Source organism: Nonomuraea basaltis, assembly GCF_005893125.1.
Lineage (GTDB): Bacteria > Actinomycetota > Actinomycetes > Streptosporangiales > Streptosporangiaceae > Nonomuraea > Nonomuraea basaltis.
On the sequence record NZ_VCJS01000017.1, the window covers coordinates 58750 to 82162 of the forward strand.

At 70.5% G+C, this 23413-nt stretch carries 17 protein-coding genes and 2 pseudogenes; 6 read left to right on the forward strand and 13 right to left on the reverse strand.

Annotation, left to right across the window (positions count from 1 at the left end):
- Nucleotides 1-221: 221 nt before the first annotated feature.
- Genes EJK15_RS10825 through EJK15_RS70425 form a run of 4 tightly spaced genes read right to left on the reverse strand, consistent with a single transcriptional unit; the run spans nt 222 to nt 7304 of the window.
- On the reverse strand, nt 222-2744 hold the full coding sequence (locus EJK15_RS10825; protein ID WP_171074228.1) for an NACHT domain-containing protein: 2523 nt from the start codon (nt 2742-2744) through the stop codon (nt 222-224).
- Nucleotides 2744-3394 carry a hypothetical protein gene (locus EJK15_RS70420; protein ID WP_171074229.1) on the reverse strand — a complete coding sequence of 217 codons (651 nt, stop codon included), beginning with the start codon at nt 3392-3394 and terminating at the stop codon, nt 2744-2746. The genes EJK15_RS10825 and EJK15_RS70420 overlap by 1 nt, the downstream gene beginning before the upstream one ends.
- A gap of 29 nt (nt 3395-3423) precedes the next feature.
- Nucleotides 3424-7059 carry an nSTAND1 domain-containing NTPase gene (locus tag EJK15_RS10830; RefSeq protein ID WP_138710239.1) on the reverse strand — a complete coding sequence of 1212 codons (3636 nt, stop codon included), beginning with the start codon at nt 7057-7059 and terminating at the stop codon, nt 3424-3426.
- 47 nt (nt 7060-7106) lie between these two features.
- Nucleotides 7107-7304: a hypothetical protein gene (locus EJK15_RS70425; protein ID WP_171074230.1), complete on the reverse strand. Its 198-nt coding sequence runs from the start codon at nt 7302-7304 to the stop codon at nt 7107-7109.
- On the opposite strand from EJK15_RS70425, the gene EJK15_RS10835 reads away from it, so the two are divergent.
- Nucleotides 7294-8649: an ATP-binding protein gene (locus EJK15_RS10835; protein WP_171074231.1), complete on the forward strand. Its 1356-nt coding sequence runs from the start codon at nt 7294-7296 to the stop codon at nt 8647-8649. The two genes, EJK15_RS70425 and EJK15_RS10835, sit on opposite strands and share 11 nt — an antisense overlap.
- Before the next feature lie 180 nt (nt 8650-8829).
- On the opposite strand, the gene helR is transcribed toward EJK15_RS10835, so the two are convergent.
- The 4 genes from helR to EJK15_RS10855 form a co-directional block, all read right to left on the reverse strand.
- On the reverse strand, nt 8830-10977 hold the full coding sequence (gene helR / locus EJK15_RS10840; protein WP_138710241.1) for an RNA polymerase recycling motor ATPase HelR: 2148 nt from the start codon (nt 10975-10977) through the stop codon (nt 8830-8832).
- 4 nt (nt 10978-10981) lie between these two features.
- Nucleotides 10982-11206 (reverse strand): hypothetical protein, encoded by a 225-nt coding sequence (locus tag EJK15_RS74355; RefSeq protein ID WP_240776891.1) that lies wholly within the window; start codon nt 11204-11206, stop codon nt 10982-10984.
- Nucleotides 11207-11313: 107 nt separating this feature from the next.
- Nucleotides 11314-13299 (reverse strand): transposase, encoded by a 1986-nt coding sequence (locus EJK15_RS10850; protein WP_138710242.1) that lies wholly within the window; start codon nt 13297-13299, stop codon nt 11314-11316.
- 240 nt (nt 13300-13539) lie between these two features.
- Complete coding sequence (locus tag EJK15_RS10855; RefSeq protein WP_206060783.1) at nt 13540-14232, reverse strand: glycosyltransferase; 693 nt, start codon at nt 14230-14232, stop codon at nt 13540-13542.
- Nucleotides 14233-14486: 254 nt separating this feature from the next.
- Here EJK15_RS10855 and EJK15_RS10860 point away from each other — a divergent pair.
- The 3 genes and pseudogenes from EJK15_RS10860 to EJK15_RS77485 all read left to right on the forward strand — a co-directional run.
- A pseudogene (locus tag EJK15_RS10860) lies at nt 14487-15380 on the forward strand (aldo/keto reductase); the annotation flags it as partial.
- 156 nt (nt 15381-15536) lie between these two features.
- Entirely contained in the window at nt 15537-16454 is a 918-nt protein-coding gene (locus EJK15_RS10865; protein ID WP_138710244.1) for a hypothetical protein, read from the forward strand.
- 121 nt (nt 16455-16575) lie between these two features.
- Nucleotides 16576-16779, forward strand: a pseudogene (locus EJK15_RS77485) (VOC family protein); the annotation flags it as partial.
- A 33-nt stretch (nt 16780-16812) separates the two neighbouring features.
- Here the strand turns inward: EJK15_RS77485 and EJK15_RS10875 are convergent.
- Both EJK15_RS10875 and EJK15_RS10880 read right to left on the reverse strand, forming a co-directional pair.
- The gene (locus EJK15_RS10875) at nt 16813-17043 is read right to left on the reverse strand and encodes an HAD-IA family hydrolase (protein ID WP_138710245.1); all 231 of its coding nucleotides are present in this window, start codon (nt 17041-17043) and stop codon (nt 16813-16815) included.
- A 316-nt stretch (nt 17044-17359) separates the two neighbouring features.
- Nucleotides 17360-18553, reverse strand: a complete 1194-nt coding sequence (locus EJK15_RS10880; protein WP_138710246.1) for a cytochrome P450 — start codon at nt 18551-18553, stop codon at nt 17360-17362.
- Between the two features lie 313 nt (nt 18554-18866).
- Here EJK15_RS10880 and EJK15_RS10885 point away from each other — a divergent pair, with 313 nt between their 5' ends.
- On the forward strand, nt 18867-19595 hold the full coding sequence (locus EJK15_RS10885; RefSeq protein ID WP_138710247.1) for an expansin EXLX1 family cellulose-binding protein: 729 nt from the start codon (nt 18867-18869) through the stop codon (nt 19593-19595).
- 22 nt (nt 19596-19617) lie between these two features.
- Here the strand turns inward: EJK15_RS10885 and EJK15_RS70430 are convergent, their stop codons facing one another.
- Together EJK15_RS70430 and EJK15_RS10890 are read right to left on the reverse strand one after the other, a co-directional pair.
- Complete coding sequence (locus EJK15_RS70430) at nt 19618-19770, reverse strand: hypothetical protein (RefSeq protein ID WP_171074218.1); 153 nt, start codon at nt 19768-19770, stop codon at nt 19618-19620.
- 183 nt (nt 19771-19953) lie between these two features.
- Nucleotides 19954-20784, reverse strand: a complete 831-nt coding sequence (locus EJK15_RS10890; RefSeq protein ID WP_138710248.1) for a maleylpyruvate isomerase family mycothiol-dependent enzyme — start codon at nt 20782-20784, stop codon at nt 19954-19956.
- 272 nt (nt 20785-21056) lie between these two features.
- Here EJK15_RS10890 and EJK15_RS10895 point away from each other — a divergent pair, with 272 nt between their 5' ends.
- Nucleotides 21057-22847: a S1 family peptidase gene (locus EJK15_RS10895; protein ID WP_240776893.1), complete on the forward strand. Its 1791-nt coding sequence runs from the start codon at nt 21057-21059 to the stop codon at nt 22845-22847.
- Between the two features lie 132 nt (nt 22848-22979).
- Here the strand turns inward: EJK15_RS10895 and EJK15_RS10900 are convergent, their stop codons facing one another.
- On the reverse strand, nt 22980-23405 hold the full coding sequence (locus tag EJK15_RS10900) for a nuclear transport factor 2 family protein (RefSeq protein WP_138710249.1): 426 nt from the start codon (nt 23403-23405) through the stop codon (nt 22980-22982).
- Nucleotides 23406-23413 lie beyond the last annotated feature (8 nt).

Sequence of the window (23413 nt, forward strand, 5' to 3'; positions counted from 1 at the left end):
TTGTGCGAGTTGCCCGCAGGTGCGGTGTGGTGGAGGCCGGCTGAATGGCCACGACCTGGACCATAACGTTCGACAGCGCTAACCCGCCGGTGCTAGCTCGCGGCGACCACCTTGGGCCCGCGCCTTGAGCGCGCCGTGTAACGGCCGCACTCGTGACTGTCCGGCAAGATCGTGGCAGAGACCTGCAGAGCCGAGGCGTCACCGACCAGATCGAAAAGGCGTCAGTCGGTTCGGCCGGACGGAGTCAGGAAGTCCTGCAGTTCGCGGTGCCGGAACTGGTACGTGGCGCCGCTGACGCGCAGCAGCCGTGCCTCGCAGGCCCAGTCGAGAAACGTCCACAGCCGAAGCGGAAGCAGGCCGCGCTTGGCCGCGACCACCAGGCCGATCATGGTGCGGGTCCAGGCGATCGCGCCGAAGGCCAGGCCGAAGGTCACACCGCCGATGAGCGCGCACACCAGCGACTCGACGACGTCCTGGTTCATGACGAACACCAGGAAGGCCGCGACACCGCCGGTGAGGCCGAAAGCCAGTCCGATCGTCGCGTTGCGGTGGAGAGCCTCCCGCGGATGGGCCAGCTCCGCGTCCTTGCTCCAGCCCCCGGTGGCGATCGTGAAGGCGACCCCGAGCGCGAAGGCCAGCAGGAAGGCCCCGGCCCCGCCCGCGGCCAGCGGCACCGGGCCGGCGTGGGCCAGCCGCAGCGGCGCCAGCCCGGTGAGCGCGCCGCACAGCCCGAAGCCCAGCAGCGTGACGGGTTCGGCCCGGACCGCCTCGGACACGGTCATGCGCTCGGCTCCCCGCCGGCCGGCGGCGGTCAGCCCGATGACCGCTCCGAGCGCCAGCCCCCCGATCCCTCCTGCGCCGACGGCGAAGACGGGGCCGAAGATCGCCCCTCCGGTCAGGACGAGCCCGGCCAGGCCGCCGAGCACTCCGACGGGGACGCCGGTCAGGGCGCCGAGCGCACCGCTGGTCATGCGCACCCCTCGGGGGACGTTGGCCCGCCCACCGGCCGCGGCCGGCCACGGCGACAACGACAGGCTGGTCGCTATGCTCACCCAGCCCGCCATGAGCGCCAAGGTGAGCAGCCGATCCGGTGGGAGCCCGCCGCGCAGGTCGCCGGGGCTGTCGACCGCCGAGCCCGTCCAGAAGGCCAGCATGGCGATGACCGCGAGGATCACACAGCACACGCAGTGCAGCGCCCGGACCCGGCGCCGGCCGCCGATCGGCCACAGCAGGTGGGGGACGATGTCGATCGCCGTCAGGCCGGGCGGCGGCCGATCCGCCTCGGCGGTGCGGGCGGCCTGCCACCGCAGGTGGGCCGCCAGGTGCACGAGCCACGCTCGCACCTGGCCCGGCTGGTACGGGGTGCTGTGGGCGGTGCGGGGCGTGAGGCCGGTCGCCGCCGGGACGTACGCCTCCAGCAGCCTCCGGCCGATCCGGTCCGCTCCCTCATGGGGGTCGGCGTCCGGATCGGCGCGGAGCAGCTCGGCCGGGTCGGCGCCGGACTCCACGGCGGTCACGGTCAGCAACAGCCGCCACGGTGTGGCCAGAGCGATGCGAACGGCCTTTCCCGCCGGTCCGGACAGTGCGGCATGGATGCCGTCGCGGTGTCCCGCGCAGGGATGACCGTCCGGCCAGCGGGCGCGCAGGTACGTGCCGATCTGTTCGGTGGTCAGGTTCTGGAGATGGATCCGGGTGGCGTCGTCGAGCCCGGCCCCGGCCTCGCGCAGCTCGGCGTGCCGGTCGGCTCGGCAGGTCACGACGACCGCGCCCGGCCGCCGCCCGGACAGGTCGCTGTACCGGTTGAGCTCGGCCAGCAGTCCGATCGCCCGGCGAGGCGAGCCCGTCGACGGCTCGGAGTCCAGCTCGTCCAGTCCGTCCACCACCGGTAGCACCCGGCGGTCGCGCACCACCCGCTCGGCGTCCTTGACCGCGAGCCCGAAGTCCTGCACGAGCTGCTCGGCCAGCCATGGCTCGAACGGCCTTCCCAGGGTCCATCGGGCCGCGTTCACACGTACCGGCACTGTCAGCGGTTGACCGGGTCGTCCGCCGGCGGGAGGGGACTCCAGCAGTTGCAGCACCAGCTCGATGGCGAGCATCGTCTTGCCCGCGCCCGACTCGCCCACGACCAGCAGGCGCCGCGGGCGCAGGCCGTCGAAGAACCGGCCGATCGCGTGCAGGTCGTTGCTGCGGGTGGAGTCGGCGTACACCTCGAAGGAGACCGGCGCGATGGTGTAGCCGCCGAGCAGCCCCTTGCGCGCCCTGTCCTCCTCTCGGACCACTCGCCGCACCAGCAGCTCGACCGCGTGATCCTGCCCGGGACGATCGACGGTCTCCGGAAGCTCTGCCGCAGGGGCGGCGGTCTCCAGAAGCTCCGCCACGGGTTCCGGCGCGACGGACGGGGGCGGCGGTTCGGCCAGGGCCGTCCTGACGGCCCGCCAGCGTTCGAGCTCACCGGGGATCAGCTCGGCCGGGAAGTCGCAGGAGCGGAGGCAGGCGGTGACGAAGGCCCGCACGAACTCCCACCGCGGCAGCTTGTCGGTCTGCCGGAGGACGTGCGAGGTCGTGCTCTTCGGCAACGCGTCGACCACGGCTCCGTCCGAGGCCACCGTCTGGCCGCCGAGAGAGCGCAACCTGCTCAAGGACGGCTCGCCGGCCCACTGTCTGAGCCGGGCCAGCGACCGCACGAAGTCCTCCGCGCCGGCGGCCTCCAGGGGATCGGGCGGGCCGGGACGGTCTGCGGTCATCAATGCGCCGTCCTCACCAGCGACCACTCGAACCTCGCCCTGCCGCGCCGCGGCCACCGGCCGTCCTGCCAGAGGCCCTCCAGTGCCTGGACGTGGCGTGACTCCATCAGGAAGTTGCGCGCCTCGTCGGCCTCGACGAGTTCCCGGCCGACCGCGATGGGAACGAACCCGTGCCGGGGAATGTAGACCCATCGGCCGCGATCCCAGTCATAAGGGTCGAACCAGCGGTGACGGACCGTGCCGGACACGCGCACCTCCTGTCCGTCCCGGGTAAGGACGAACGAGCCCTGCGAGCGCAGCAGGCTCATCCTGCTGACGTAGAACAGCTCCGTGCCGATGAACGCGTTGATCCGCGCGTCCCAGTAGTCGTGCAACCAGGTGGACGCGCCGTCGCGGAGCAGCCTCGCCTCCCGGGCGAGCTGCCGTTCGAACCGGCGCTGGTTCTTGCGCTCGGCCTTCTTGATCACTTTGAACGAGCGCAGCCAGCGCAGGGACATCGTCCTGGAGGCGCCCGACCCGTCCATGAAGTGTTCCAGGAAATCGGACGCGATCGGGTGGACCCGGCGGCCGCCGTCGACGATGGAACGGAACAAGCCGACCAGCTCCGGGACGGGCCTGCCCGTCCGGCGCCGCAAGCCTCGCAGGAACATGCTTGCTCTCTCCGTGGTGGGTCCAGGGGTCACGGACACGTCCGGCGGTATATCTCCTGCGGCATGAGATTCTCCCATTCCTCCCGGGTGAGGGAGCGGCCCGCGTTGGCGCACGCCGCGGCCACCAGGTCGGGGGGCGTGCGGACGTTCCACAGCCGCGCGGTGTCATCGCCCGCGACCGAGGCGACGGTCGTCCCGTCCCTGCCGTAGACGACCGCGGTCACGCCGCTCGTGTGACCGGTCATCGGGAGGCCCAGCCGCCGGTACGTCCTCAGGTCCCATAGTTGCACATCGCCGGTGGTGAGGCCGGTGGCGAGGGCCTCGCCGTCCGGGCTGAACGCGAGCGTGTTCGTGATGCCGTCCTTGACGATCAGGCCGACGCCCTCCGGGCGGCGGCGCGCCACGTCCCAGAGCCGGACGCTGTGGTCGCCGGCCGTGATGGCCAGTTTCCGGCCGTTGGGGCTGAACGCCAGGGCGTTGACGATGCCGCCGCCGCCCGCGATCTGCGGGCCCTCGATCTCGCGGCGGGTGGCCACGTCGAAGAGCCGTACCCGGTTGTCGAAGCCCGTGGTCGCCACCAGCGCGCCGCCGGGACTGATCGCCATCGCCGTGATGACGTCGGTGTGGCCGGGCACGCGGATGCGCGGCCCGGTCTCCCGGCGGCGCGCGATGTCCCAGAACGCTATGGCCTGATCCTGGTCGACGGCGGCGAACCGGCCGTCGGAGCTGATCCTGGCCACGCCCTTGAGCGTCCCGTCATGGACGAGCTCGCGGCGCCCCGCGACGTCCCAGAGCCGCAGACCGTCCGGATGGGACGTCAGGAGCATCCGCCCGTCGGGAGTGAATTCGAGGTGGTACACCGCGCGTCGCGCACCCTTGGGGATCAGCGGAGGGCCGAGGGGACGCTGGGTGGCCACGTCCCAAAGCTGGATCGCGGGGTTCTTCTCGCCGGGCACTCCGGTGGCCAGGGTCCGTCCGTCGGTGCTCAGCGCGACGGCCGCCTGCGCGGGCATGCGGGTCCCGATCTGCTGGTGGATCTGCGGGTCGGCCAGCCGTACCACACCGTCGCCGCCGGCGGCGGCGAGCAGCTTCCCGTCCGGACTGAACGCCACGCCCTCGACACCGCTGAAGTTGTCGGCGAGCGCGAACAGCTGCTGCCGGCTGGCCGTGTCCCACACGACGGTGCGGCCGCTGTCCCCGCCGGTGGCGATCCGCGTGCCGTCGGGGCTGAAGGCGATCGAGTGGTAACCGGCGGTGCGGTCCTTGAGCCGGCCCGTCTGCCTACGCGTGGCCACATCCCAGAGCCGGCCGGTGCGGTCCCAGCTCACGGTCGCGAGGGCGGTGCCGTCGGGGCTGATGGCGACGTCGGTGACGGGTTGGGTGTGCCCGGTGAAGGGGGCGCCGAGCCGGCGCGAGGTGGCGGCGTCCCAGAGCCGTGCGGTCCCGTCGTCGCCGGCGGTGGCCAGGGTCGCCCCGTCCCGGCTGAACGTCACCCTGTGAATGGGATGCGTGTGGTCCGGCCCGTCGTGGGGGTGGACCATGGGAGCGCCGTACGGGCGGTGCGTGGCCACGTCCCACTGCCGGATGACGCCCTTGCTGTTCCCGGTCGCGAAGGTCTTCCCGTCCGGGTTGTACGCGAACGCCGTCACGACCGACCCGGGTTTCAGCGGGGCGCCCACCTCGCGAAGGGTGGCCACGTCGTAGAACCGGACGGTGTCGTAACAGGCCGCGGCCAGAGTCCGGCCGTCGGGGCTGAAGCCCAGGTCGACGCTTGAACACTCGTACTTGGGACGGGTGATCGGGGCGCCGAGCCGCCGCCGCGACGCCGTGTCCCAGAGCCGCGTGGTGCCGTCGTCGCTTCCCGTCGCGATGATCGAGCCGTCGGGGCTGAACGCCAGCGCCGTGAGGCCTCTCGTGTCCCCGCTGAAGGTGCCCCGGCCGGTGCCGGTCGCCGCGGACAGCACGCGGTTGCGGGCCTCGTCCGTCTGGGAGATCCGCCACGCCGCCACGGCCAGCATCGACGCCATGGCGGGGTCGCCGGTGACCTCGCTCTGCGCCGCGAGCTGGCGGGAGATCGCCTCCTGGCGGTGCAGCTCGGCCTCGTTCGCCGCGTCGACGGCGGCGCCGGCCGCGAGGAGGGCGAGCACCGACAGCACCGCGAGGCCGGCCATGACGAGCCGGCGGCGCCGGCTCGCTCGCCGTGCCTCCCGCGTGGACGCCGCGATGAAGCCCTCGGCGGTGGGACCGGGCGGGGGGAAGCTGTCGGGGTCGCGGTCCCAGCGGGGACGGCTGTCCTGGACGGCCAGCAGCCGCGCGCCCCGGTACAGGAAGGCGGGGTCGCGGTGGTTCTCGGCCCACTGCGCGGCGGCGTCCAGGAGCCGGTCGTACACCTCCTGCGCGGCGAGGTCGGGTTCGAGCCACTGCCGCAGGGTGGGCCAGGCGGCCAGCAGCGCGTCGTGGGCGATCTCGGCGGTGTCCTCGTGCAGGGTGAGCAGGCGCCGGCCGGCGAACGCGGACAGCAGCGCCTCGACCTGTTCGCGCCGCTGCGCCGAGTGCGCGGACGCGGCGGCGTGGATCTCGGCCAGCGTCGCCCTGCGCCGCGCCACCTGCCCGCCCGCGGTGATCACTGTCATCCGCCGGAAGAGCCTGAGCGCGCTCTTGCGGTCCTCCGGCGGCAGCCGTTCGAGCACCTCGTCGGCCGTACGTCGTACGGAGTCGCGGACCCCGCCGGATTCCTCGTAACCCCGGACGGTGAGGGCGCCGTCCTCGCGTCTTTCCCAGGTGTTGCGGAGAGCCTGCGACAGCAGGGGCAGCGTCCCGGCCTCATCACGATCCCCGGCGCCCAGCTCGCCGAGGATGGTCTCCACCAGACCCGGTTCGATCTCCAGGCTCGCCGCGGCCGCGGGACCGGTGATGGCCAGCCGCAGATCCGGCTCCGTCATCGGCTCGACGATGACCTGACCGTCCTGGATGGCCTCGGCGAACTGCGGGTAGGCGGCGCAGCGGTTCCAGTAGTCCGCGCGCACACCGACGACCACTCCCGCGCCGCGCGGGCCCTCGGTCATGGCCTGCAGGGCTCGCACGAACGACTGGCGCTCCTGCTCGTCGGTCACCAGGGTGAACAGTTCCTCGAACTGGTCGACCACCAGGACGAGACGGCCCTCCGAGGGCAGGGTCTCGGACAGCGCCCGCCGCGGATCGTCGCGTAATCGTCCGGTCACCGTCTCGACGCGCCCGCCGAACGTCCGGGCCCACGCCTCGGCGAGCGCGCGGAACGGCTGCGCGGTCGGCGTGATGAGCAGGCGCGGCCAATGCCGTGAGCCGGTGATCGGCAGACCTCCGTCCGCCAGCGCCGCCATCACCCCCGCCCGCAACAGCGACGACTTGCCCACTCCGGAGGCGCCCGAGACCATCAGGATGGACCCGTGCTCCGTCAGGCGCCGTCCCAGGCGTTCGAGGAGGCTGCGTGTGGCCCGCGTGCGTCCGAAGAACAGCTCGGCCTTGCCCGTCTCGAACGGCACAAGACCCTGGTAGGGGCACAGCTCGTCCGAGGGGTCGGACGACTGCGGTTCGCCGCGGATCCGGGGCGGCCGAAGGTCTGTCGGCGTTCCCCGCTGCGGTCGTGCCCGCGGCCACTGGTGGCCGCTCTCCTCCCGCTCGCCCATGGTGCTCATTCTGGCTAATCGCGGTATGCCCATCAATCACATTCCGGTCAGTAGGTGCCGTTGGGCGGGGATCCGGTGATGACGGATGACAAGCCGTAAATCATCGCGAGTTGCGATTGTCCGGCCCGCCTGCCGTCCGATTTCGTCCAATGTCGTCCGACCAGTGGCCTGAACAGCGCGAAAACAGTTTCGATGGCCGTGCTTTCTTCACCGGCGGAGCGACGAGAGAAAGAGGTGCCGATCATCGCCTCGACGAAAGGGCCGGCTCCAGCCATCGCGGGCTGGACGCCTGAGGGAGACACTTTCCGCCCGGTACGCGGTGCTGAGCTGCCTTTGGGGGCGTTGTTGCGCGGATGGCGGGAACGGGCGATCCTGACCCAGGAACAACTCGCCGACAAGGCCGGCCTCAACGTCCGGACCGTTCGCCGGCTGGAGACCGGCGCGCTCTGGCAGCCTCGTACCAGGTCGATTCTGTTGCTGGCAAAAGCGCTGGAGTTGGACACCGAAGAGCGGGCTACGCTGGCCGCCGCCACTCGCGGCCTGCCGGCTCCCGCCGAACGCGATGATCCGGCAGCGGTGACCATTCCCCGGCAGTTGCCCGCCGATGTCGCGGCGTTGGTGGGACGAGGGCGCGAACTGGCCGTTCTGGAGGGGCACCAGAGCGCGAACACGGTGACGGTCGTCACCCTCGACGGCATGGCGGGAACAGGCAAGACGGCGCTGGCCGTGCACGCCGCCCACAGGCTCGCGCCCCGATTTCCCGACGGGCAACTGTTCGTGAACCTCCACGGCCATGCCCAGGCGATGACACCGGTCGAGCCGGGTGAGGCCCTGGCCCGCGTGCTCCGCACACTCGGCGTCCCCGGCGAGCACATTCCCGGGCATGTCGATGACCGCGCCGCGCTGTACCGCAGTGTGCTGGCCGACCGCAAGGTCCTGATCGTGCTGGACGACGCCGCCGACGAACACCAGATCCATCCGCTGCTGCCCGCCGGCCCGGGCTGCCGGGTGATCGTCACCAGCCGTCGCCGTCTGACCTGCCTGGGCGAGACACGGAGCCTGTCACTGGAGACCCTGTCGGTGGCGAAGGCGGTCGCCCTGTTCACCCGCATGGCCGGGCGGGAGCGTGTCACCGACGCGCCGCTGAACGTCCTCGCCGAGGTCGTGCAGCGCTGCGGGCTGCTGCCCCTCGCCATCCGCATCGCCACCGTCCGGCTTCGCACGCATCCCGCCTGGAGCGTGCGGCATCTGCTGGACCGGCTGGCGGACGACCCGCTGGCCGAACTGAAGGCCGGACGACACAGCGTCACCGCCGCCCTGGACCTGTCCTACGGAAGGCTCTCTCCTGACCAACGACGCGCATACCGGCTGCTGGGCTCGCGCACCAGTGCGGACTTCGGCGTCGACGCGGCCGCCGTCCTCCTGGACACGACGGCGCTCCAGGCCAGACGGCTCCTCGACCAGCTGTCGGACGTTCATCTCCTGCAGGAGCCCGCCCTCAGCCGATATCGGCTCCACGACCTGGTACGCGACCACGCCTCCGCCGTGCATGCCGGGAGGACGAACCCCGCCGTACGAGCGTCCTCATGAGGATGAAGAGGAGAAGGTGACCATCGAGACCACCACCAGCGCCACCGTGGGGGATCTACTGCACGGCATGCCGAGGGCGGTACGGACACCCGCACACCAGCCCGGATAAGGCCCGCCTGCAACGACCGGCCGGCCGTCGCGTCGTGCCCGTGCCGCCGTGGCGCACGACGACGGCCGACGTCAGGAGCTCGTGAGGATGACGAGTTGCTGGGTCGCTCGGGTCATCGCGACATAGCGGTCGACCGCTCCTTCGATGCCCTTGCCGAACGCCTCCGGGTCGATGAGGACGACCAGGTCGAACTCGAGCCCCTTCGACAGCTCCGGGGTCAGCGACCGGACACGGGACGTCGCCCGGAACGTGGGATCGCCGATGACGCAGGCGATCCCGTCGGCATGCGCGGCGAGCCAGGTGTCGAGGATCGAGCTCAGATCCGAAGCAGACCCGTGTACGACGGGGACGTCGCTGCGGCGGATGGAGGTCGGCACGTTGGCGTCCGGGAGCACGGCTCGGATGACCGGCTCGGCTTCCGCCATGATTTCTTCCGGCGTCCGGTAGTTGATGCTCAGGGAGGCCAGGTTGATCCGGTCGAGCCCGATCCGCTCGAGCCGTTCCTGCCACGACTCCGTGAACCCGTGCCTGGCCTGGGCGCGATCCCCGACGATGGTGAAGCTCCGGGACGGGGAGCGGAGCAGCAACATCTGCCACTCTGCGTCGGTCAGTTCCTGAGCCTCGTCCACGACGATGTGCGCGAATGGGCCGGCGAGCCGGTCCGGTTCGGCGCTGGGCGATGCGGTCTCGTCGACCAGGGCGTCCCGTATGTCCTGTCCGTGCAGCATCGTCACCACACCTTCACCGTCGTCATCGGCCTCGAGCAGCGCGTCGACGATGTTGGCCATGCGCTCGCGTTCGGCGGCGACAGAGGCGTTGTGCCGACGCTTACGCCGTGCCGCCTCCGGGTCGCCGAGCCGCTGCCGTGCTGCGTCCAGGAGCGGCAGGTCGGACACCGTCCAGGCCTGGGCGTCCCCGCGCTGCAGCTTCCGAACGTCATCGGGGCTGAGCCAGGGAGCACACATCCGCAGGTAGGCGGGTACCGACCACAGGTCTCCGACGAGGTCAGCCGCTTCGATCAGCGGCCACGCGCGGTTGAAGGTCGTGAGCAGCTCCCTGTTCTGCAGCAGCGACTTGCGGAGCAGGTCAGCCGGGGCGTCGCCGTCGTGCTTGTCCACCAGGATCGTGAGCAGCTCCGCCCAGATCTGGTCGCGTGCCTCGTTGTGCGGAGTACCGGGTTCTGATGCTTCGAACGCCTCGGCCCAATCGTCGGCGCTCAGCCCGATGTCCGACCAGGGGGTCGTGACCGTCATCCCCTTGGTGGGCGGGTTCTCGTAGAACCTGACGGCCGGCTCGATCGCCTTCACCAGGTTCGCGGACGACTTCAGGAGGGCCACGTCCGGGTCGGCCTCGATCGCTGCTGCGGCTCCCTCGGCGACGAGGTCCCGCAGGGTGCAGGTCTGCACGCCCTCCTCTCCGAGGCTGGGGAGGACGTCGGCGACGTAGGCCAGGTAGGGCTGGTGCGGACCGACGAACAGCACGCCGCCCCGGCGGTGACCGAGGCGAGGGTCGGAGTAGAGGAGGTAGGCGGAGCGGTGCAGAGCGACGACGGTCTTCCCCGTACCCGGACCGCCGTCGACGACGAGAGCGCCGCGGGATCCCGCGCGGATGATGGCGTCCTGGTCGGCCTGGATGGTGCCGAGCACGTCTCGCATCCGGGCCGACCGGTTGCTGCCCAGGCTGGCGATGAAGGCGGACTGGTCGTCGAGCGCGGCGTGCCCGACAAGCCCGTCCGAGGTGAACACCTCGTCCCAGTAGTCGCTGATCCGGCCGCGGGTCCAGCGATACCTGCGGCGGCTTGCCAGACCCATCGGGTTGGCGTGGGTGGCTCCGAAGAACGGCTCAGCCGCGGGGGAGCGCCAGTCGAGCAGCAGCCGACGACCCGCGCTGTCCGTAAGGCCAAGTCGTCCGACGTACACGGGCTCGGGGTTGTCCGCGCTGACCATGTGTCCGAGGCACAGGTCCAAACCGAAGCGACGCAGCGCGCGCAGGCGAGAGGTCAGCCGGTGGATCTCCATGTCCCGGTCCATCGCCTGCCGGCCTTTGCCGCCGGGCGCCTTGCGCTCGGCATCGAGGCGGCCGGACAGGTCGGCGATCGACTGCTCGAGGCTCTCCGCGATGGCCGCGAAGTGCTGCTCATCGCCGGCGATCAGCGTCGGGTCGGCCTTGGGGGAAAGGTGGTCGGGAAGGTCAAACGCGCTGGTAGTCAGCGGGTTCACGTCATCAGCTCCGATCTGAGGTCGCTTGCAACCACTGCGCGTAGCAAGGCGGCTGGACCGGCATGGCGAACCTGGCGGCCATGACGAGCAATGCGGGGGTCAGTGCCGTTCTGAGCGCGACTGACAGGGACTCGAGGGTCGGAGTCGGACCGTCGTGTGCCGCGCCGATGCCCAGCTCGGCCACCCGGCCGGCCCAGTACGGCTGGTCCACGATCTGGGGTACCACCACCTGAGGCGCGCCGGCCCGGGCGCGGCGGCCCTGTGCGGATCGCCTCGATGGCCACCTGGGCGGCGTCCGTCGAGGCGCGCATGGGCATGCTGCCGAAGCGTCTCTAATCAGCTTAGCGATCCCATGTCAGTCGTAGCGTCTGGCATGGGTGGGGCCCACCGTGGCGGGGTGGTGTGAGCGTGCAGGTGGAAACCTGCGCCTAACGCCGCGCCGCGCGGCCGATGCCGCCGTCTGGTGGGGGTGCTGATCGTCGTCACGCCCTGGTGCCGGTGGGCTGCGCGGGGCAGCCGGTCCCGGCCCGTTGGTGCGTGCCCCTCCGGACGCTGGCCGGCCCGGCCGACAGGCCGTGCTGGGGAGGGTGCCCCGCGTCGCCTGGGCGCGGGGCGTGTGGTGCGGCGCCGGGTCGGTCCGGTCTTCGACCGATCCGCCCGGCTGGTCATGGCAGCGGCGGGGGGGATTACCGCCCGCGCTTCGAGCGTGTCCACCACGTTGTGAATGGTCATCTGGCCGGTGCCGCGGTCCACCACGGTTTTGGTCTGGTGGGCCAGGCCGCGGGCGGCGATCCGGCGCCAGGCGCCCTGATCGCGGTCGCCCTGCCAGCTGCAGCCGGGGTTGGGGCACAGGGCCCACGCCCAGCCCGGTGTGGTGGGCCGGTCGGGGGCCTTGCGGTGCCGTAGCGGGCACAAGCAGTGCGGGCAGTGCCGGGAGGTGTTCTTGGCCGGGACCGTCACCACGGCGATGCCGGTCTGGGCGGCCAGGTGCCGGATGTGGTCGGCGATCTGGCCGCGCACGGTCTGCGACAGGCGGGTGTTGAGGGTGCGGCCCATGCCTGTGGCTTCCAGCGAGCGGAGGTCTTCCAGGTAGATCACGCTGGCGCGGGCGGCGATGGCCTGGTCGACGGCCCAGCGGGCGGCTGCCCAGGCGAGGGCGTCGTTGAGGTGGGAGCGGCGTGCGGACACGTGCCCGATCTCGCGGCGCAGCACATCGTGCTTGCCGGACAGTTCCGTGTGCGGGGCGTCTTGGTCGGCGAGCCGCTGGTATTGGTCGGTCTTGGCGTGCAGGCGTTCGGACAGGCGGCGCAGCCGGTGCTGTTTGGCCAGTACCCCGGCGGCGTGGAAGCGGGCCCCGGCGCCGAGCGTGGTGATGCGCCCATCGGGGTGCAGCCGGGCGGCGCCCGCGCTGAGGAGTGTGTTCAGGCCCCAGTCCACGCCGAGCGCGACCGTGTGCCCGCTGCGGCGGGTTTGCGGGACGGCGTGGGTGAAGGCCACCTCGGCGCGTACGCTCTGGCCCTGAAGGCACAGGGTGGGCAGGTGCAGCACCGCCGAGGTGGGAACGATCGCGGGCAGGGTGATCGGGCAGGCCACCCAGGTCCAGTCCGCGTACGCGCGCGGGTCGGCCCGAGTGGGCAACTGGAGCCGCAGCAGCACCTGTCGCGGGTCGGTGTCGGAGCGTTCGAGGGTGGCCTGCTGGCGGTCGCAGGCGGCCAGCAGCAGCATCCGCGCCGCCCGGGGCGCGCCCTCCAGCTCGAACACATCGGCTGGCAGCCGCCGGGTGGCCTGCGCGTAAGCGGCGATCTGCCGGGTGCGGGCCCTGATGACACTGGAGGGCAGGTGCCGGCCGTCGGGGAGGGCGGCACGTACCTGCTGCCACTCCTCGGTGGTGCGCTTGGACGCATCGGCGGGCCAGGTGGTCAGTACCCCAGCGGTCAGCTCGGCCCGCCACTGCGCGGAGCGCAGCAGCCGTCCAGCCTGTTCCTGGGCCATACGCACGATCCGGTCGCTGACCCGCACGCCCTGCGGCGGGCCGGCCGTCCAGCCCAACCGGCGCAGCGCCATCCACGCCTGCGACGGCAGGCGTTGCCCGCCCGCGTCCACACCGGAGGCCAGCTGCGCGACGTCGGCGCTGTTCCAGTGCTCGGCCAGCAGGGCCTGTGTGATGCCGGATACCAGCTCCGCGCACCAGCCGACTCGCATCGCCAGCACGCCCGGCGACAGCAGCTCGCCGCTGAGTTCGTCCACACCGCCGCGCAGCAGTGCGCGGGCGCAGGCCGTCTGCGTGGTCTCACCTGGGGCGAGCGGCGGCTTACGCCTCACCAGCAGCCCCCGTCCCTGTTGAAGGCCTGCCCCGCGGGCTCGCTGGGCGCGGTCGGCACACCCGCTTGAGCGAACCGGCATCCCCGCACCACCATGCACCCCCGCCCACCGACTTTCACTCTGAGTGACCATCAGACTACCATCCTCTAGACCCGGTGTCGAACAGGTGAGCGATGCATGGACGTCGACGGGCGTTGACGGCCACCTCCGTCACCACCATCGTCTCCGAATCACCCCCACTCATTCGGCAGCACGGAGACGCCTGGAGGCCCTGGTAAGGCGAGCGAGGTCTGCTGCGATCAAACCGTGATCACTAAGGATTTCTAAGAAAATCAGTGAGCCTACGTGCACCGGTGGTGTGCCGGCGTCCAGGAACGCCTCCAACTCTTCCGGGAGTGGGCGTTCGTCCGGCAGGATCCACGCCCCGGTCTGCACGACGTCGAGATCCGTCAGCTCCTCCCACGGGCCCAGGGTCGGGTCTGCCGCCAGCCACGGCTGGTCGGTGAAGACGTGGTCACGGACGTTGTCCACCGATGGCAGGCCGATCGACGCCCGGTGGCTGTTGAGGGCCTCGCCGTACAACGCGTTCACGCGCTCGGCGTCCAGCTCCCACAGCACCCGGTTGTCGGTCACCTCATGTGGGAACGGCCGGCCCGGCCGCGGCGACGGAGGGTAGTGCGGCGACGGCAGCTCGAACGGATGGAAGCACGCGTACACGTAGCGGATGCCCAGTTTCTCGGCCACCGACCGTGCGCCGGCCGGCATCAAGCCGGTCGCCACCAGCGCGTCACATCCCTCGGCCGCCGCGGCGAACTCCTCGTCCGGCGGCGCGCACACCCGCACCTCCCCACCGAGTTCCCGCAACCGCCCCGCGAGTCCCGCCAGCGGTTCGACGTCCCCACGCGACCCGTACGTCGACAACAACACACGCACCTCGCGTCCCCGTTTCCGCAGGTTCTGGCCTAGGCCGACGATTCTGCAGCACGACCCGGGTCTTGCCGCAAGCCCCCCGGTGCGCTATACGTTGAAAGTGGAAAGGAGCGGGCACTCCCCTTTCCCTTCATCGTCCGCTGTGGGCGGACAAGCCCTTCGCTAAGCGGCGGCGCATCGTGCTGCCCGCAGGGCGCACGAGCACTGGTCCTCCACCTTTTCCTTGATCAACAAGAGGCCGACCTCGTGCTACGGCGCGTTCTACCGCTCTGCGCTTTGGGCTGCACCGCGCCCTCGACCTCGGGGTGACCTTCCTGGACACCGCCGACTTCTACGGCGCCGGGCACAACGAGCAGCTGATCGGACGGGCCATCGCCGGGCGCCGCGACGAGGTGGTGCTGGCCACGAAGTTCGGCTTCGCCAACCGCCTGGGCGAGCCCACCCGGATCCGCGGCGACGCCGCCTACCTGCGGCAGGCGTGCGAGGCGTCGCTGCGCCGGCTCGGAGTCGACTACATCGACCTCTACTACCAGCACCGGGTCGATCCGCAGGTGCCGATCGAGGAGACCGTCGGTGCCATGGCCGAGCTGGTGCGTGCCGGGAAGGTCCGCCACCTCGGGCTGTCCGAGGCCGGCGCGCGAACCATCCAGCGGGCGCACGCGGTGCACCCGATCGCCGCGCTGCAGAGCGAATGGTCGCTGTGGACCCGCGACCTGGAGGCGGAGGTCGCCCCGGTCTGCCGCGATCTTGGCATCGGCCTGGTCCCGTTCTCCCCGCTCGGGCGCGGCTTCCTGACCGGCCGGTACAGTTCGGTCGAGGGACTGGCGGAGACCGACGTGCGGCGCAGCCAGCCGCGTTTTGCCGACGGCAACCTCGAACGGAACCTGGCGATCGTCGCGAAGCTGAACGAGCTGGCTGCGGCGAAGGGAGTCACCGCCGGCCAGCTCGCCCTGGCCTGGGTGCAGCACCGGGGCGACGACGTGGTGCCGATCCCCGGCACCCGGCGGCAGCGGTACCTGGAGGAGAACCTCGCGGCCCTGGCCGTCGAGCTGTCCACCGAGGACCTCGCCGCCATCGAGGCCGCCGCCCCGCCCGAGCAGGTCGCGGGCACCCGCTACGACGCGACCAGCCTCACCTTCGTCAACGGCTGAGCCCGCCGCGGCGCTCCGCGCCCGGACCGCGCTCACGCATCCGGCCCGCATCAGCGCGGCCGGCGAAGCATCGAGCCTTCAGCACCCAGCCAGCGCTCCGGACAGGGGAGATATGGTGCGCCGTACCCGATTTGATCTAGATCGCAGGAGCGCGCGGTGCTGCACGTGAGGGAACCCGACTGGGCGTATGTGGCCAGGTCTCTTGCCAAGGTCCTGGCCGTCACCGCGGCGCTGTTCCTGGCCTTCAGCGCGGCCGACCGGGTTGTGTGGGTGTTCATCGACTCCGACAACGAGCGGATGGCCCGGGTGTACGGCACGGCCGCCCGCGTCGCGAACCCGGACAAGCGCCTGTCGCACGGTTACGGTGCTGGTGGAGGGCTGCTGGAGATGACCTACATGCTGTGGGGGGAGCCGCGCCGGGCCGGTCCCGGCGAGGGCGGGACGGGATACGAGATCGTTGAGGACCTGTTCGGCACTGTCCGGGCCTCCTCCCTCGACGGGCCGTCCGGCAGCCTGGCCGGCGCGATCGATTCCGTGGAGGCGGACCCCGGCGTCGACGGGGAGCTGGCGGAAAAGGCCCGGAAGACCATAGACGGACTTCCCCAGACGCTCGACGCCGTCGCGGTCGTGGGGTTCGCGCACTCGATGACCACCGAGCGGCTCGTCGCCTTTAACCGGAGGCACAGGATCTGCGGAGGGGCGGACGTCTCCTACATCTACTCCCCGTCCTCCTACGACGATTCCACTGACCCGGCCTCGTTGAACGCGGTCGTCTGGAACCGTGACATGACCGAGGACCACATCCGGGCCGATCTCACCTATCAGTGCGAGACCGAGCCCGAAGCGGCGCTGGCGGAGTTCCGCAGGTGGGTCGGGTTGCTTGACGAGGGGGACGACCTCGGCGAGTTCGAGCTGAGCGACTGGTGGCTCGCGGGGGCGGCCGAGGAGGGCGTCGTGCACGGGCTCGTCGTCGACCGCTGGAAACTCGCCGACCTGCGCAAGCTCCTCGACGATCCGGAGGTGCGGACGGTTCGGCTCGCCGACGTCGCCTTCGACCTCGGCGAGATCGGGTAGCGGTCTTCGGCCGGCTCAGCGGTGCGGTCATAGGCAGCGCTGACGGGTCGTGCTCGCGCAGCGCTGAGAGGACCGCGAAATCGAGTCGCGCGGGTGGCTGCCGTGGAGTTACTTTCGCGGCATGCGGCTCAATCACCTCGCCTTAGCCGTGCGCGACATCGAGCGGTCACGGCGTTTCTATGAGAAATACTTCGGTTTCGGCGCCGGTCCCGCAAGCGAGTACCCGGACGGCACCGTGATCATCAGGGACGCGGACCGCTTCGATCTCGCGCTCCACCCGGATCCCGATCCCCGGAAGATGCCTGACTTCAGCCACTTCGGGTTCGCCTGCCCGAACGGGGTGGCGGTCAACCAGCGGCTACAGGGCCGGCGGGTCTTCGGTCAGGATTCGCTGCACCGCCGGTCGCAGGCCATCCCGACTCGGGGTGACGAGGATGCCGGGAATCTCAGAAGCTTGGGCTCCGGCGATGTCCGCGACCGGATTGTCGCCGATCATCCAGACACGTTCGGGCCATCCGGCCTGCTCCAGAGCCGCCTCGAAGATCCGCCGGCGCGGCTTCTCCCAGCCGGCCAGCGAGGAGTTGACCACTCCCGCGAGCGTTCACGAAGAGCGGGTGCAACGCCTGCCACCACGCATCAGGAGTACTCAGGGCCGGGTGCCCCGTCTCGAGGCGGTGCCAGGGGAAGCCATCGCGTAGCCCTGGCGTCACATCGGCGTCGGTTACCTTGTGACCTGACGCGACAGCGGTCAGCGCCTCCACTAGACAGCCGCGCCACATGCCATCCCGGACCGCCAGTGTTCCGTCGAAATCCCACAGCACGACGCCCTCTGCCATGAGCGCGATCTTACGAGACACCAGCTTGGGCCTCTGCCGTGCTGGCCGTCAAAAGACGAGGAGACCTGGCTACCAGGTCACCGGTAACCGGTGTACGCCGTAGACCAGCATGTCCGACCGCATGGGCACCTCCTCGGCGGGCACCGCCAGGCGCAGCCCCGGCAGTCGGTCGAGCAATGCGGGCAGGGCGATGCGCATCTCGTTGCGGGCGAGTTGCTGGCCCAGGCACTGGTGGATGCCGTGTCCGAACGTCAGGTGGCCGGTCGCGTCCCGGGTGATGTCCATGACCCCGGGATCGGCGAACCGCAGCGGGTCTCGGTTGGCCGCGGGCAGGGAAACCGTCACCGTCTCACCCGCCTTGATCGTGTGACCGTCGAGCTCCACGTCCTCCAGCGCCGTCCGGACCATGAAGTCGACCACCGTGAGATAGCGCAGCAGTTCCTCCACCGCGCCCGGCACCAGGGTGGGGTCGCGGCGCAGTGCGGCAAGCTGGCCGGGGTTGCCGAGCAGGGTGAACGTGCCCAGGGCGAGCATGTTGGCCGTCGTCTCGTGCCCGGCCACGAGCAGCAGCATGGCCACGCCGGACAGCTCGTCCTCGGTGAGCTCGCCACCGGACGACAGGCCGCTGATCAGGTCGTCGCCCGGCCGGGCCCGCTTGTCGGCCACCAAGGCGCGCACGTAGGTGTTCAGCTCGTCCATCGCCTGCTGCTTCTGCTCGGTGCTGACATCCAACGACACGAGCGTCGAAGCCTGCCGATGGAAGCTCTCGCGGGCGGCGTACGGGACGCCGAGCAGCTCGCAGATCACCAGTGCGGGGATCGGCAGCGCGAAGTCGCGCACCAGCTCGGCGGGCGGGCCGCTGCGTAACATCGCGTCGAGCGTGGAGGCTGTGATCTCGGCGATCCGCGGTTCCAGCACTTTCATGCGGCGCACGGTGAACTGGCCGGTCAGCAGCTTGCGGTAGCGGGTGTGCTCGGGCGGGTCCAGGCGTACGAAGAACGCGGGTGGCCGGCGGACGGCCTGGTGCCGCCCGATCTGCGGCGTCGTTGGATGGTGCAGCTCGGGGCGGGTGCTGAAGCGGCCGTCGCCCATCACGGCACGGGCCGCCGCGTAGCCGGTCACCAGCCAGCCGAGGTGGCCGTCGGCGTACCGCAATCTGCGGACCGGGGCCTCCTCGCGCCATTTCTCCAACTCCTGCGGAGGATCGAGGGGGCGCTGACGCCGGGTAGGCATGGTGACCGGAGGGGGCGCCGCATGGCTCATGTCGAACTCCTCGTGGATCGCTTCTGGTCGCTGCCACCTGTCCCACCAACATCCATCACCAGAGGTGGCTCATCAATGGCAACGGCACGGGGAATGCCTCTGCCGGTGCCGCCGCTCCTCCTGGCCGGTGGGCTCCGTACGTGCGCCGCGGTCACACAGCCGTCCTCCGGTGACACCTGAGCCCGCTTGGCCGCCGGGTTCGGGTACAAGGGCCCGGCCAGAGATCGCACATCTGGATATCTGATGCTTTGCCGTACCGAGATGTACCGATTTCGCTACCGTCGCATCCATCCCCCCACGAGAGGAAACCCGGATGCGACGCTTTCCCTCCGTTTTAGCGGCCGCGCTCGCCGCGACCTCGCTCCTCCCAGCCCCTGCCCTGGCGCAATCCGCCCGGAGCGGGGAGAGCGCCGCGGCCACCCGCGTGCCGGCGAAGGCGGTCGGAGGAAACGCGATCAGGGGGAAGGCGACCTTCTACGAACTCCAGTCTGGAGGCGGCAACTGCTCATATCCGTCGCCTCCCGCCGGCAATCTCTATGTCGCGCTCTCCCCCGGCGAGTACGCCGCCGCGGCCGCCTGCGGTGGCTACCTGAACGTCACCGGTCCGAGGGGCGCCGTCCGGGTCAAGGTCGTCGACCAGTGCCCGGAGTGCCCGGCGGGGCACATCGACCTGAGCCGCACGGCCTTCGCCCGCGTCGCGGACCCCGGCAAGGGCATGGTGGGGGTCACCTACCGCCCGGTCCGCAACCCGCGAGTCGGCAGACCGCTCTCCTTCCGCGTCAAGGAGGGGTCGTCGCAGTGGTGGTTGGCCCTGCTGGTCATCGACCACGGCAACCCGCTCACCTCGGTCGAGGTGAAGGCCGCCGGTGGCGCGTGGCGCAAGCTGGCCCGGGCCGACTACAACTACTGGATCGCCGAGTCCGGCATGGGCCGGGGGCCCTTCGCCGTGCGGGTCACCGACACCCGCGGCCACCGGGTCACGGCCAAACGCGTCCGCCTGGCCCCCGCCGTCGTCCAGCGCACTACCACGAAGATGTACTGATACACCTCTCCTGTCCGCTTGATCAGGATGTGGCCGGGACCCGGCTGAACAGCCGGCCGGCGAGGTCGATGCCCACGACCGCGCCGCTGTCGTCGCGGGTGAAGACTTCCTTCGCTTCTCCGGGTCCGACGCCGAGGGCTTCGTGTTCGATGTCTCGTACGTCTGGCCTGCACATACGACAATGGCCGTCGCCGCTGACAGCGGACCGACGGCGCACCAACACGCACTCTCAGCCCATGTCGGTAACAGTGAGGACGGACCGCGTGCCGGTGCGAAGAGCCGGCCGCGGGGGTCGGAGGAGGCGGCGCTGGGGCTGTGGCGGGGCACTGACCAATGTGCTGGAGGCGGAGCCCCTGGCCTAGGCGACGACCGCGAGCAAGGTCGTCATGGCGGCGGTGAGCTCGGGGTCACCGCTCGGCTTCGAGCGCTCGCGGGCCTCCTCGACGGTGATGCCTCGGGTCGCCAGCCGCCAGAAGGTGTCTTGGTCCATCGAGACGCGCGCGGCCGGCTCTCTGCCGGGCGTCACCATCCGCCATCGGCCGTCCTGCCAGGCCGTGCTCCATTGCCCGCCTGCCGGCCCGTGCACGTCCAGGTGAGCCACCGTGCCCTCCGGGCGTTCGTGCATCCTCAAGGTGTACGGCAAGGCGCGCGCGAAGATGTTCAGTGCCGGCGCCATGAGGTCGGGCTGTGTGGCTCCGGGAACGGAGACGGCGTCGCGTACCTGCTGCTGGTGGACCCAGAACTCGGTGTACTCGCGGCCGATGTCGAGCCAGGTGGCGCTGTCGATGTCAGTGGCGGCCCAGGACACGTTCAGGCCGGCGGGCGCCTCAAGATCGCGTGCCGCCCAGACGGCGTCCAGCTGTGGTCCGAGGTGGTCGAGCAGTTCGATCAGCAACTGCGGACTGAGCTGGCGGGACGCCCGGACGAACTCCTCGTTGGTGCGCGCGATAAAGGCGGGAAGCGTCTCGTCGTTGGCGAAGACGGCGCCGCCGTGCCCGTCGCGCATGCCTGACAGGCGCCGCATGTAGTCGTTGAGCACGTGTCCGGCGACGTCATGCACGTTCCAGCCTGGACAGATCGTCGGCTTTGCCCAGTCCGCCGGGCTCAGGGCGCGGAGCAGGTCGAGCATGGCCTCCCGCTCACGCGGGAAGAGGGGCCGGACGTCGATGACGGGGCCGAAGATCGTCATAGCTCGACCCTATTGAACTTCCGCACACAGGTGAAACCCAATATTGATCCTGGACCAGCCGTGTTCTCGCCGGGGTGGTCTTCGTGCGGGCAGTGCGGGTTTTCGTCGTCGTCGGCGCGGAGACGTTTTCCATGCGGTAGCGTCCCCCCAACGTGCACGCCGAGAGTTCCGTAACGGCAGCTGGGGAGTGACTCGACCTCGGCACGTCTGCGCTGGTGCCCCCAAGTAGCTTCCAAGCCGCCCACAAGAGCCGTACCCCACCATTTCCGGCTGTGAGCGGAAATTTCAGCAAAAGGTTGACGAAGATCGCCGCGACCGCGGCGGTTGTCATGGCGGTCGCGCTGCCTGCCTTGCCGGCGGCGGCTGACGATGCGCCCGATGAGCGGCCCGACGTGCCCGTCGGCACCTGGCTGGCCGCCCGTACCCAGCCGGCGGTCCAGCTGACCAGCTTCACCTACACCGGTACGGTCGCCGTCCCGACCAGCACGATCAATCAGACCGCGTTCAACCAGCTCGTCGAGCAGGCCACCGCGACCGTGCAGTCCGGCAAGATCTCCTCGGACGAGCGCAGTATCGCCAAGTGGCTGTTCCAGCGGATCGCGGCCGATGTGGACACCTACCTCACCGAGACCACCCCAGAGCGTACGGTCGACGCCGAGGTCGGCGGCCTGTGCACCGGCTGGTGGGTCACCCCCGACGGGTACATGGTCACCGGGGCGCACTGCGTCCAGGTCGGCGAGACCGAGCTCAGCCAGCTGTTCGCGCAGCAGGCGCTGGCCAAGTTCAACGAGCAGGACGCCAAGGAGATCATCAGCGGCCTGCAGGGCATCGAGGCCGACGAGGAGATCGTCAAGCTCGCGCAGCAGATCTACGTCACGTTCAACACCAACCACATGAAGCTCCGCAACCTGAAGCAGGGCCTGTCGGTGATGCAGAGCCTGCCCGGCGGTGGCGTGGACAAGACCGCCAAGGCGGTCCCGGCCGAGCTGGTGTCGGTGGGCGAGAGCTACCCCGGCAAGGACTTCGCGCTGCTCAAGGTCAACGGCCAGCAGAACCTGCCGACCGTGCCGCTCGGCGACGACGCCGACGTGCGTACCGGCGACACGCTCTACATCAGCGGCTTCCCCGGCCTGGTCACCAACACGCCGTTCTTCAGCCTCGAGTCCAAGCTGGAGCCGGCGCTGACCGAGGGCCCGTACAACGCCAAGCGCAGCACGCAGAGCGGGGTGCCGTACATCCAGACCCAGGCGCCCTCCTACAAGGGCAACTCCGGTGGCCCGGTGTTCAGCAAGGACGGCAAGGTCATCGGCATGCTGATCGCCGGCACGGTGAGCGAGACCGGCGAGGCCTCGGAGAGCGAGAGCTTCGTCCTGCCGGTGGGCATCATCAAGGAGAAGCTCGGCGAGAAGAACATCAAGCCCGCCCAGGCCATCACGACCACCCGGTACAACGAGGCGCTCAACGACTACTTCCGGCACTACTACTCGGACGCGCTGCCGAAGTTCCGTGAGGTCCAGGCGCTCTTCCCGAACCACCCGTACGTGGCCAAGTACATCAGCGACGCGCAGCAGGCGGTCTCCGCGGGCAAGGACGAGTCGCCCAAGCCGATCCTGATGTGGGTGCTGATCGGGGCCGGCGTGCTGGTCGCCATCGTGATCACCGTGGTCCTGGCCAAGGTTCTCGGCGGACGTCGACGCCGTCGCACTGTGCCGTCCTACGTCTCGCCCCCACCCGGCGGCGGGTACGGCGCGGTGCCGCCGCCTCCGTGGCAGCAGCTCCCGGCGGCCCAGGCCCAGGTGTCTCCTCCGGCGCAGCCGGCGCAGGGGGCGTACGGACAGGGCGGCTACGGCCCTGGCGGCTACGCCGCCGGTGGTTACGGCGCCGGTGGTTATGGGGCCGGGCCGTACGGATCGGCGCCGAACAACGGCAACGTCCAGTATGGAGGCGGCCAGTACGGGCACCCCGCGCCCCCGCAGGGCCAGTCCCAGCCGCCCGGCGGGGACCAGACCCGCGCCGTCCGCTACGGCAAGTTCATGCCCCCGCCGGATGACAGGTCCGCCTAGAGGAGCACACGGCGTGCCTCATGGCCTCTCCGAGGGGAGTGGGGTGGAAGGTCGATTCCACGGTGACTCGGTCCTCGGTGGCTCCCCACCCCTAACCTCGCTGGCTCACCCCTAAGAGCCGTCCTCTGGAGATCAGCCGCGCTTCGCGGACGGCCAGCCGTGTCCCCAACCGGCCTGGATCATCGTCTGGAAGGCCCACCCATCCTCGGTGCGCACCAGCAGGTCGGCGTAGTGCATGCTCTGCCTCCGGCCTTCGATCGTCATCGTCGCCTCGGTTTCCACGACCACGAGGTTCGGGCTGAGGAAGTGCGGTGTTCTCTTCGACTCGAGTTCCAGACCCGCCGTGCCACTGCCCATGGCGTCCTTCATCGCCTCGATGTACTCCGGTCGCGTCCACTGCCGTACGGTCGCGTAGCCCTCGGGCACGTCGGTGGCCAGGTTCATGGGGAAGACCGCCAGATCGGCCAGCCTCTCGATCGCGCCCTGCTCCGCCAGCGTGTCGTATTCGGTGAACCACTCCTCGACGCTCTTCAGTTCCTCGTTGCCCGGCTGATACATGCGTGCCT